The organism is Pseudomonas sp. CFII68 (genome assembly GCF_000416195.1).
In the GTDB taxonomy this organism is placed as follows: Bacteria; Pseudomonadota; Gammaproteobacteria; order Pseudomonadales; family Pseudomonadaceae; genus Aquipseudomonas; species Aquipseudomonas kilonensis.
Window position 1 is genome coordinate 1 of the sequence record NZ_ATLN01000066.1, and the last position, 10,621, is coordinate 10,621.

The 10,621-nt window shown below is 54.7% G+C and carries 10 protein-coding genes and 1 pseudogene; 6 read left to right on the forward strand and 5 right to left on the reverse strand.

The annotated features are described in order from the left end of the window. Positions 1–108: 108 nt before the first annotated feature. A complete protein-coding gene (locus tag CFII68_RS17105) occupies positions 109–690 on the reverse strand; it encodes a TetR/AcrR family transcriptional regulator (RefSeq protein WP_018605275.1) in 582 nt (193 codons plus the stop codon). Between the two features lie 120 nt (positions 691–810). On the opposite strand from CFII68_RS17105, the gene CFII68_RS17100 reads away from it, so the two are divergent. The 3 genes from CFII68_RS17100 to CFII68_RS17090 all read left to right on the forward strand — a co-directional run bounded on the left by CFII68_RS17100 (position 811) and on the right by CFII68_RS17090 (position 2,924). Continuing rightward, positions 811–1,569 (forward strand): SDR family oxidoreductase, encoded by a 759-nt coding sequence (locus tag CFII68_RS17100; RefSeq protein WP_018605277.1) that lies wholly within the window; start codon positions 811–813, stop codon positions 1,567–1,569. 144 nt (positions 1,570–1,713) lie between these two features. Further along, on the forward strand, positions 1,714–2,157 hold the full coding sequence (locus tag CFII68_RS17095; RefSeq protein ID WP_018605279.1) for a MarR family winged helix-turn-helix transcriptional regulator: 444 nt from the start codon (positions 1,714–1,716) through the stop codon (positions 2,155–2,157). Between the two features lie 32 nt (positions 2,158–2,189). Then, positions 2,190–2,924 carry an NADPH-dependent F420 reductase gene (locus tag CFII68_RS17090; RefSeq protein WP_018605281.1) on the forward strand — a complete coding sequence of 245 codons (735 nt, stop codon included), beginning with the start codon at positions 2,190–2,192 and terminating at the stop codon, positions 2,922–2,924. Positions 2,925–3,134: 210 nt separating this feature from the next. Here CFII68_RS17090 and CFII68_RS17085 read toward each other — a convergent pair whose 3' ends face one another. Next, the gene (locus CFII68_RS17085; protein ID WP_018605284.1) at positions 3,135–3,464 is read right to left on the reverse strand and encodes a Luciferase-like, subgroup; all 330 of its coding nucleotides are present in this window, start codon (positions 3,462–3,464) and stop codon (positions 3,135–3,137) included. A 661-nt stretch (positions 3,465–4,125) separates the two neighbouring features. On the opposite strand from CFII68_RS17085, the gene CFII68_RS26645 reads away from it, so the two are divergent. After that, complete coding sequence (locus tag CFII68_RS26645; RefSeq protein ID WP_018605286.1) at positions 4,126–4,488, forward strand: glyoxalase superfamily protein; 363 nt, start codon at positions 4,126–4,128, stop codon at positions 4,486–4,488. 37 nt (positions 4,489–4,525) lie between these two features. Here CFII68_RS26645 and CFII68_RS26305 read toward each other — a convergent pair whose 3' ends face one another. After that, on the reverse strand, positions 4,526–5,137 hold the full coding sequence (locus CFII68_RS26305) for a class I SAM-dependent methyltransferase (RefSeq protein WP_018605288.1): 612 nt from the start codon (positions 5,135–5,137) through the stop codon (positions 4,526–4,528). A gap of 42 nt (positions 5,138–5,179) precedes the next feature. Further along, positions 5,180–6,085, reverse strand: a complete 906-nt coding sequence (locus tag CFII68_RS17080) for a DMT family transporter (protein ID WP_177325042.1) — start codon at positions 6,083–6,085, stop codon at positions 5,180–5,182. Between the two features lie 901 nt (positions 6,086–6,986). Between CFII68_RS17080 and CFII68_RS17075 the strand changes: the two genes are divergently transcribed. Together CFII68_RS17075 and CFII68_RS17070 are read left to right on the forward strand one after the other, a co-directional pair. Next, positions 6,987–7,427, forward strand: a complete 441-nt coding sequence (locus tag CFII68_RS17075; protein WP_018605292.1) for a hypothetical protein — start codon at positions 6,987–6,989, stop codon at positions 7,425–7,427. Positions 7,428–7,458: 31 nt separating this feature from the next. Then, positions 7,459–10,389, forward strand: a complete 2,931-nt coding sequence (locus CFII68_RS17070; protein ID WP_018605293.1) for a DUF4132 domain-containing protein — start codon at positions 7,459–7,461, stop codon at positions 10,387–10,389. Positions 10,390–10,453: 64 nt separating this feature from the next. Here the strand turns inward: CFII68_RS17070 and CFII68_RS27885 are convergent. Next, positions 10,454–10,600: pseudogene (locus tag CFII68_RS27885) on the reverse strand (LysR family transcriptional regulator); the annotation flags it as partial. Between the last annotated feature and the right edge of the window lie 21 nt (positions 10,601–10,621).

Here is a 10,621-nt window from a genome sequence, read left to right on the forward strand (position 1 = left end):
CCCCGGTCATGCCGCTTCGAATACGGCATGATCGGCCGTGGTGCAGCAGCAGTAATCTTGCGCTTTCGTTTGATAGACGATCTTGATAGTCGCTCTACTTCCCTCCGGTCACTCAGTGCTGGACGGTTCTTTCTTCAGGCTTTCGGGGCTGCCAGCGCATAGACCATCCATGACCAGGTTCATCAATCTGGCGAGACGTGAGCGCCATTCGCCCTGGGAATCTATTTGCCATATTCCGGCAGTGGCTAGAAAAAAGTCGTCGTGGGTCACCCCGCTGCGAATCGTTCCGGCCTTTTCATTTGCCCTCAAAAGCAACTCGGCGGCTGCCTGGACGGGGGCGTATCCCGACTTCCCTGGGAACTCGTAAGTAGAGGCTGCTTGCCGAATCGCGGTCGCAAGTCCGGACTTTGTCATTGCATATTCAACGAGGCAATCCATCCATTCTCGCAGGGCCTCCTTAGGCGGTCTTGTCGCGAGCAGTTGTTCGGCCAGCGAGGCCACTTGCTGCATTTCGAATTGATAAACCTCGAAGACCAGCGCCTCTCTGTTGGCGAAATGGCGATAGAACGTGCCCTGCCCCACGCCGGCTTTCTTCGCAATCGCGCTCAGCGGGACCGCAGGATCGAGTGTCAGCTCCGTCACAGCGACCTTCAGAATTCGTTCTCGGTTTTTCTTGGCGTCAGAACGCATCGCCAATTCGTCATTCCTGGGCAAAGTTTTTCCTTCGCTGCATTGCAAAGCGGACAGTTGTCCGGTAATTTTTCAATAAGTGGACAGTTGTCCGCTTGAATACCCTTACCGGAGTTTACTATGAACAGCACTGGCAACACGATCCTGGTTACCGGCAGCACCTCAGGCATCGGCCTTGGTCTGGCGCTCAGGCTTCACAAGGCGGGAAACAACGTCATCATCGCGGGACGGCGCAAGGCTCTGCTCGACAAGATCGTGTCGGAACATCCAGGTCTTGAATCGGTATTGCTGGACGTCTGCGATCCACAATCCATCCAGCGCACCAGCGAAGCGCTTGCGATCAGCCACCCGAATCTGAACGTGCTCATAAATAACGCGGGCATCATGCACTGGGAGGATCTGACTGATCCGCAAAACCTGAGCACCGCCGAAGATATCGTGACCACGAACTTGCTGGGCACGATTCGCATGGTGTACGCATTCACTCCCCAACTGATCAAACAGCCCAGTGCAACGATCATCAATGTCAGTTCGGCTTTGGCATTCGTCCCGCTGCCTGCAACACCGACCTACAGCGCAACCAAAGCGGCCGTCCATTCATTCACTCAAAGTCTTCGCGTGCAGTTGGAGGACTCGTCAGTTGAGGTTATCGAGCTTGCGCCACCGGGTGTGCGCACCACTTTGCTTGGGCAGGAAAATGACGAACACGCCATGCCTTTGGACGAGTTCTTGAACGAAATCTTCGAGCTACTCGAGATTACCCCGACCCCACGGGAACTTGTCGTCGAACGCGCCAAACCATTGCGGCTTGCTGAAGCGAACGGTGCGCATGATGAGATATTGAACATGCTTGCGGGATACAAAGCACCGGCAGAATGAGGTTAACCGTGTCAGTGGTACCTGCCTTGATGGGCCACCGCTTGTTTGAATAGCGCCTGAAGGAGATTCTTACCCCGTGTGGTTGAAGCGTTGAGACATGTGCGCTACTTTATGTAGCGCACTAGATAATAGCTGACTAGACAAATGACAAAACAAGGTGATTTCCAGAAACGCGAGGTAGGCCAGCAATTGTCTTTTGCTCTCTACGGCGCAGCAAACCGAATGGCGCGGCTGCATAAGCCGCTTTTGGAGCCATTTGGCCTGACATTCTCCCAGTACCTTGTGATGCTCGAGCTTTTCACTGCACAGCCTCGCGCAGTGGGAGATCTCGGTACAAAGCTCGGCATGGACACCGGCACCATCACGCCGCTTTTGAAGAGGCTGGAGTTGCTTGGCGTTGTGACTCGAACGCGTGACCGAGCCGATGAACGTCGCGTGCTCATCGCGCTCACTCACGCAGGCGAGGCACTTCGGCATGAGCTTTGGGGAATTACTGAAAAGATTGAATCCGCCTGTCAGCTGACGCCTGAAGAATTGCTGGATCTTCGCGACACGCTTAATTCATTCGCACACCCAGCCAAGCGGTAACTGAATAGTGTTTTATGCGAGGAGGTATTGGAATGAAAATCGGAATTATCGGCGCAGGCAACATCGGGGCTACCCTTGCCCGTAAGCTAGCAGCGTGCGGCCATGAAGTTAAACTGGCCAACTCGAAGGGCCCGCAGAGCATTCAGAACCTTGCCAACGAAATCGGTGTACAGGCGGTGGCCAAGGAAGAGGCGGTGTCCGAGGTGGACGTTGTTATCCTCTCGATTCCCTTCGCCAAATACCCTGATCTCAAGCAGACGTTGAGCCATGTTCCCGAGAAAGTCGTCGTCATTGATACGTCCAATTACTATCCGGGACGTGACGGGGCAATCAAGGAAGTTGACGACGGCAAACCCGAAAGCGTCTGGGTAAGCGAGCAAATTGGCCGCCCGGTCATTAAGGCATGGAACGCCCTCCTCGCAGCGACACTTGCCGACAAAGGCCAACCCGCCGGGTCCTCAACACGCATCGCCTTGCCGGTCGCTGGGGATGACATCAAGGCTGAGGCAATTGCGCAGGATCTTGTCGAGGATACCGGCTTCACCGCACTTGCCGCTGGCAGCCTTGAGAGCTCCTGGCATCAGCAACCAGGCACGCCTGCGTACTGCACAGAACTAACACTGCCGGAGCTGAAATCAGCCTTATGTGCGGCTGATAAATTGAGAGCGCCTCAAAACCGGGACGCACTTCTGGCCCAGTTCATGGCCCCCGACAGTCAGTTCACTCATGAGCAAATTGTTGCCACCAATCGTGCAATGACAGCCTGACGACCTGATCAGACATCACTCTTGCGCGCACCGCTAAAATACAAATGAAAAGCCGCGATGGGTCGCGCTGCGCTCATATTCCAGCAGACACTCATAGTCAGCCTCACTGGCCGGCAAGACTTCCTTGATAACCAGCGCTCAAGCAACCTCAGGAAGCTGTTTCAACGCTTCGTTCATTGCGCTCCTGATTGAATCTGCGTCCGTCGCCGTTCAATGAATCGACGTGATGTAAGGCAGGCAGGGACTGCGCACACTTCGCGCCAGGATCTTCAGGCCTTTTATCTCGTCACTGTTGTCTCTTGCAAGATAGTCGTAGGTGACGCTGTCGATGGAAGCCAAAGGTTCATATTCCTTGCGGAAAACTCCTTTGGCTTGCAGCAAAGGCACCACGCCGCGCTTGAATACTTCGAAGTCCGTTGGCAAAAACGGAAACATGAGGTTGTAGCCATCGACGGCATTCGATTCGTATAACGCTGAAAGCTTATCGGCAAGGTGTTCCGCCGTTCCGATCAGTAGCCAGGTACTGGAGCTTTTGACCAACGCTCAGTTCGAATGCCATCAAACTCAGACTCCTCCGGCAACGCGGGCAACGGGCTGTCCGGTGAAAGTCCTGTCAAGTCGAGTCGGCGATTCAAATCCGCCCTGTACGCCAGGCCTTCTTCGATCGAATTGATGAAACAGCGACTCAGTCTGGCAGGACGCATGGGCACTCCGCCTTCACCATCGTCGCCGTCACCGTCGTGACAGGAGCCGTCGTCGTACAGGTGCTCGCCATTTTGTCGTTCTATCGGGGCGTATCCGCTCGCCCTTCAAGAAAACCGTTTTCTGACCTCCCCCTGGGCCAGGCAATGTACTGCCAAGTCACCACCCACCCTGGATTTAGTTCGAATGAAGTGAACCCCATGTATTTGACGAATGCCGCTGCTCGTTCGTTGGTGCAACTCTATGGCGAGATATTGGTTTCATAATCCATGGACTTATCACTGCGAGTGGAAAAGTTCATTCGAAGGTGTTTGCCGGGGCTTGACTGACAACGCAGATTTACTCAACGCGGGATTAAGAAGCGCTGATAACGAAAACCGTAGTTTTCGAGCTCACCGCTTAGACCATCATTAGGCACTGCCATTTCGCTCAACGTTACACTTGATCTAATACTTCAATTTAAGTAATCTCCGGAAAGGACAACATCAGGTACGCACGCATGGAACTTGCAACTGCCATACCGGTTTTCAAAATTTCCTCAGAGCGGCTCGCTCGAGAGCACTATGTAGATTGCCTAGGCTTTACAATAGACTGGATCTATCAGCAGCGAAACCACCCTGTGTATTTGCAAATCCGAAAAGACAAACTAGTTCTGCATCTCACCGAACACGAAGGTGATGCAGAGCCAGGCGCGGTAGTAATGGTTCATGTATCAGGTATTGATCAGTTTTATCTTGAGCTTCGCACCCGATTGCCGGCTGGAAAACTTGTCATTGTAAGTCATACCGAGGCATCGACCACACTGCAAATAGCCGACCCGTTTGGCAATCAACTTAGACTGACGGAAAACAAATTGAGCTAATAAAAAACGCTGCTATGAATAGCAGCGTTTTTTTGCTTCAGATTTTTCTAGAAACAAACAATGTGCGTTTATTATGAACTGTAGCCAACGGATATGTAACCTGTAGCACATTGAGAATTTTACTCACCCTCTCTATATGGGCTTGTATCCAAGAGTATCCTTCTATGCATTCAAAAATCAAGATCCCCTCTTCGCTGCAAAACTCACATGTCTTATCAAACAGGTCTGTAAAAGACTGATTGTCGGTCTGCGAATAACCAAATCCGATACCGGCCCATACGACGCAGGTGAAACTTTCCTCGGGAAACCTGACTGTACGAACATCACCAACGGTAAAGCGAGTTCGCTCAAAGTTGGAGTAATTTTTACGAGCGTCTAATATCGCATGCGTCGAAATATCGATTCCATGGTATGCCCTGTGGCGATTCAGAGAAGCTCTTAATCCTCCGGTGTAGCAACCTACGTCAAGTATTCGGTCGCAATCATACTCTTCGATAATTCCGGAAATTACAGAGTATCTTGCAGTCAGAGCAGTGTTTGACAGATAAGCATAGGCGCCTTTCAAAAATGCTTCGTCCTGCCTTGCGGGATTAGCTGTCATCGATTCGCGCTCTTCTTCTGACAGCAGCGTTTTCTCTAAAGCGGTCATTGCCCTCTCCTTGGTCTCAAGCGGATAAAAGATTCAGACGCTTTACGTCACTTGCCTTCCCTCTGCGCTGGGCACGGGGGCTGTACTCAACTGTGCACCGGAAAATTGAGCTATAAGAGTACCCGCCAATATCAGGACGCATCCTAAAACCTCCCTGGTCCCCAGACTTTCTCCGAGGATGGCCCAGGCAGCGACTGCGGCGATCACGGACTCCGTGCTAAGAATGATCGCGCTATGTGCTGCCTTGATATGTCTTTGAGCCAGAATCTGCAAAGTAAAACCTACCGCGACTGACATCACGCTTCCATATAGCAACGGAATGTAGGCGTCTCGAACCATCTGGCCGGATATAGGCTCCACAAAAAGTGCAAGTACCAACGACATTAGTACGCATGTTCCTGACTGGATTATCGCAAGCTTAATCGGCGGCAGGCTGTGACAGAAAGAAGAAAGAGCTATCACTTGCAACGCCCAAAAAACAGAACTGAGCAACGTAAGCAGATCGCCGGGGTTAACTTGCAATGCGCCATGGACACTCAGCAAATACAGACCAATCATCGCTAAAATCACACCAACCCAAAGTCCGGCGCCGTGGCGCTGCCCAGCAAACAGGCAAAGTAAAGGCACGAGCGCGACGTAGAGGCCAGTAATAAAGCCAGTATTGGCTACTGACGCATAGATTAAAGCCACCTGCTGAAGATTTATCCCACCAAAAAGGATTACACCCACAGCAATCCCTTTCATCCAATCCTTTGAGGTGAGCTTGGCGGTGTCTTTCTCAAAATAAAGCAAAGGCAGTATCAGAGTTGTTCCGATAGCAAAGCGTATGGCTGTAAACCAAAAAGGTCCAATTGCATCCATGCCAATTTTTTGAGGAACAAACGCACACCCCCAAATAATCGCAGCCCCCATGAGTAGAACGTTCGACGTAATTGCTTTGTTTTTCATAGTACCAACGTAGCAAGGCGTGCTGCGCTTTTCGAACATGAGCGGTTGCAGGAGCCATCATTAGCGCAGCCATTATTTGCCGCGCATAGTCAACACTCAGGTTCATGCGACCCGTGAAGGACAAGTACAGATATTCAGATAGCTATCACCCACTCCTAGCCCTTGGCGTGCTATAGCTGCCAGACTCAGTATGCATTGGATTCAAATCAACCGTCCCTGGGACTAAAGTCCTCATCCATAAAAGGCCTATGAACGACAATCAGCAGCCTAAGGCTACCGAAGAGCCGAGCTCCATATTGGATCCAATTTTTAACCTTTATTTTTCACGAGCACAAGCTCTTTTTGCCATCGAGAATGGTGACACATAAATTCGATGACAGCGAATGCTTATCGGCGTGAAACCTTTTATGTAACGGTTTGGTGACAACCTAAAGAATACTGCATGAACCATCAAATTGGCTGGTTGTATTTTTATAATGAAAATCAAGAGAAGCTGCTCATAAAGTTATATGGACAGCAGCCCCTCTACCGACATTTGGCACGGGCCCTTGGTAGCTTTCTTGAACGAGTTGCTTCATCTATTTCGTGAATCCTTGAATAGCTGCCGTAGTGCGGCAGTAACGCCCATCTTGCCGACTCCGCTCTCACCGCCTAAGCCCTGAACCTTTAAAGACACATTAAATAGACGTCTCGACCGGCACGCCTGCTCTGGATGTAGTCAGGCACTGTTGAGATCGCAGCCACAACACCGGAGCATGCGATGGATTCATGCCAACCATAATCGTTCACCTATCAGGCTTCTATTACTCCGCCCGAGCGCGCAGCGCGATGAAGTTTATCGCAGATCGGGATATGCTAATGCGCCATCCCCCCGGCTGGCCTGGCTTGCAAGGAATGCGTCATGGAGTTAGTGGTTCATAGCTATTGCCTGAAAGGCGCACGCCAGGAGCCTTTGCTGCCCCCTGTCACCCTGACACCGAGTTCGTTGACCTTGACGGTCGCCGAGCTCATTCGCCTGACCGTGGCCGAGCAGATCGCCGCGCTGTCGGTCCAGCACTGGCTGGAACACGTGTCGCTGCGTGAAGTGCTCGACCGCCAATACCTGAGCGAGCGGGACGTTCTTCAGCAAGCCAGTGAAGGCGCGGTGGTCATGCCCCAAGCCAGCGCACCTCCAGACCTGGATGTCGGCGTTGAAGTCGAGCGAGCCCTGAAGGGTTTTGAAGCCCGTGCGTTCCGCGTTCTGCACAACGGCGTCATGCTGCAAAGTCTCGATGAGACAATCGAATTGAGCCCCCCTTCCACGCTCGCGTTTATCCGCCTCGTGCCGCTGATTGGCGGTTGATCTTCGTCGTTCACTTCCCTCGGATACCCTCATGCAATCACGCCGCCCTGTGCCCGATCAAGCCACACGCCTCGCTGCGCTGCGAGCATTCTGTGATAGCGCGTTGGATGACTATCCCGAGCTCAGCCAATATGACGAATTCGAGCCCGATTTCTGGGACGGCATCGACTGCCTGCGCATAGCCGATGACTGGGTCAGGCTGCATCCCCAGGAGGGGCCCAAAGCGCTGGCTGATGGTTTTGTGTTCCCGACCGTTTGGGACGATCTGGAGGACCGTCGCGATCAACAGCGCTATGGACTGCAACATCGACTCTGCGATGCGTGGATCACGGCTCACCCGGATGCCTATTCACTGGAGCAGATCTGCGCGCGACTGCAGCACATGCTGCAATTTGCTTTCGAGGACAGTGACTATCCATTGCCCACTGACGAAGATGGCCCGGCCTATTACCGAAGAAGCCCGGACCAGGCCTGGGCCTTGCCTGACGTCCCGGCGTGCATCAATCGCCTGAGCAATTACCCGCCCACCCCGGCCTGGCAGACCTTCGCCGAATGGTTGCTGGACGGCAGCTGGAACCGCGAGCAGCCCCCTTCAGCGCCCGGTGACGAACAAAGGAAAATCGCCGACGCGTATATCTACGTGCACAAGGAAATCCAGCGCATCGCGCTGGGCCTGCTGGAAGCGGGCCGCCTCGACTACCCTCGCTTCGTCCGGGCAGCCAATACCTGGGGCCGCGCCATGATGTTCTATTGCGACGACACCGGGCTGGACAGCGATGATGTGGACCTGGATCGGTACGCCGAGGAAGCGTTCGACGAGGACGATTCAAACGACGAGGCCCCGGAAGACGAAGGCCTCGATGATGAGTCGTCCCAGAGCGATGAGCCCCCCACTGAAGAAGCTGCTGCGGTGCCCCCTGAACTGGTGAACTTCACCGTTCGTTATGTCGAGGACGCCCTGGCTGGATTGCCCGCTAACGCCGAGAAGCTGGCTGACACCTTCCGTTCGGTAGAGGTGTATCAGACCCGCTGGTTGTTGCAGGCCCTGGCGGTCGTCGAACGACTGGGCATGACGCCGGATAACTTTCTCGATGGATTCGGCTACACGGCCGCGGTGCTCGAGCGCTTCCTGTCGCTTCAGCAATTGCCCAGGACCCCATCGGCAGAGCTGCTCGCGGCGCTGACCGGTTTTTCCAGAAATAGCCTGCTGACCGCCCTGCCCTACGCCGGACAAGCCAGCCGAGTGGTGCTCGACGCGCTCGGTTGGAGTGATCTGCAAGCCTTCCAGCGTGAATACCTGAACATTGCCCTGGCACCTCAATCCGGCTGGGGCACCGACCTGCCCAATACGCTGGATGAAACCGTGGGTGTGGTGGACCGCTACCTGCTGGACAAGGCATTGGCCGAGGCCGACCCCGACCACCTGCGCGAATACCTCGCGGCACTCGAACCCTCGCACTGGGCGTTTCCCGAGACGCGTGTGCTGCTCGACGCCTACCAGGGCATCGGTCGACCGGCGCTGGAAAAGAAGTTGTCCCGCCACGCACAGCCGGCAATGCGCATCTATGGCCTGCTGCCCGTCACGGGGCCGGACGACGTACGCCAGCGCTATCTGACACTCAAGAAGCTGCACAAAGAGGTGCGCAAATACGGCGCTCAGCGACAGGCCAACTCCCACGCAGCGGTGCAGGCAGGCCTGGAAAACCTGGCGCGTGCCGCCGGTTACCCCTCGGCGATTCGCCTGGAATGGGCCATGGAATCGCAGATCGCCGAATCCGCGCTGACGGCTGCCACCATCGATGGCTATGACATCACGCTCATCATCGACGGCTTGTCGCCCACGCTGCACATCTGCAAAGCCGCAAAGACACTCAAGACCGCACCGCCGGCGGTGCGCAAAAACCCAGACTTCATTGCCCTCAAAACGCAGCAGACCCAGCTCAAGGAACAGATCGCCCGTTTCTGCCGCACCCTGGAAGCGATGATGAGCAGCGGCGAAACCCTGGCTCTGGACGACCTGAAGCCGCTGTTGAAAATGCCCGCGGTTCGCCTGCTGCTCGAACAGCTGATTGTGCAGGCCGACGACGCTGCGCTGGGCTGGCTCGATGCCGCAACACTGACGGTGACTGACCTGGAAGGCCGCCAACACGTCGCTGAAAGGACTCTGCGTATCGCTCACCCTTTTCATCTGTTCACGGCCGGACAACTGTCGGCCTGGCAGAAAGAAGTGGTGACCCATCGCCGCGTGCAGCCGTTCAAACAGGCCTTTCGCGAGCTGTACCTGTTAACACCTGCTGAGCGAGACACCGGCCGGTGGTCCAACCGATTTGCCGGTCACCGCCTCAAAGGTAAAGTCGCCGCCCGGTTGCTGCAGGTCCGCAACTGGTCGACCTCAAGCGTCGAGGACATCTACTACGAGAGCAAAGAGCACGGCATATACGCCCTGTTCAACTTTCTGGACACCGGCCATTACCTCTCGGAAACAGAACACTTTACCTTCGACACGATTGCGTTCTACCGCGACCAAAAAGCCCTACCCCTTGAGCAAGTACCACCGCTGCTGTTCTCGGAAATCATGCGCGACGCCGACCTGCTGGTCTCCGTGGCCCACACCGCAGACGACTACAGCACCAGCCAAGAAACCCTGCAACGACGCGCCGAACTGGTCGGTGAGTTGGTTCAGGGGCTAGGGTTGCAAAACGTTAAATGTGAAGGGCATTTTCTGCACATTACCGGCCAGCGTGCGAACTACCGCATTCACCTGGGCAGCGCGGCCATCCATATCGAACCTGGCAACTACCTGTGCATCGTGCCCGCAGGCAGCAGCTCCACGGAGTTCTACCTGCCGTTCGCCGACACCGACAGAAAAATGGCCGAGGTGCTGAGCAAGATGTTTCTGCTGCTGGACGACATGAACATCACCGACAGCCTGATACTGGAGCAGATACAGCGCGGCGGCTGATGTGGGCGATCGAACATGGCTCTGGTCTAACGGCTACGCTACGCGCTACATGAAACGCGCCGGGTCACTGCCCTACCCGGGCCCAGAACGCTTCGGCCGATTGACTGAGTGGCGCTGTTGGACGGGTCAGATGAATTTCCAGCGGTATATCCCAGCTTTCGTCGAGCGCCCTGACTAGGCGCCCATCCAGCATTTCCTGCTCTGCCACGCTGACAACCATTCACTCCATCCC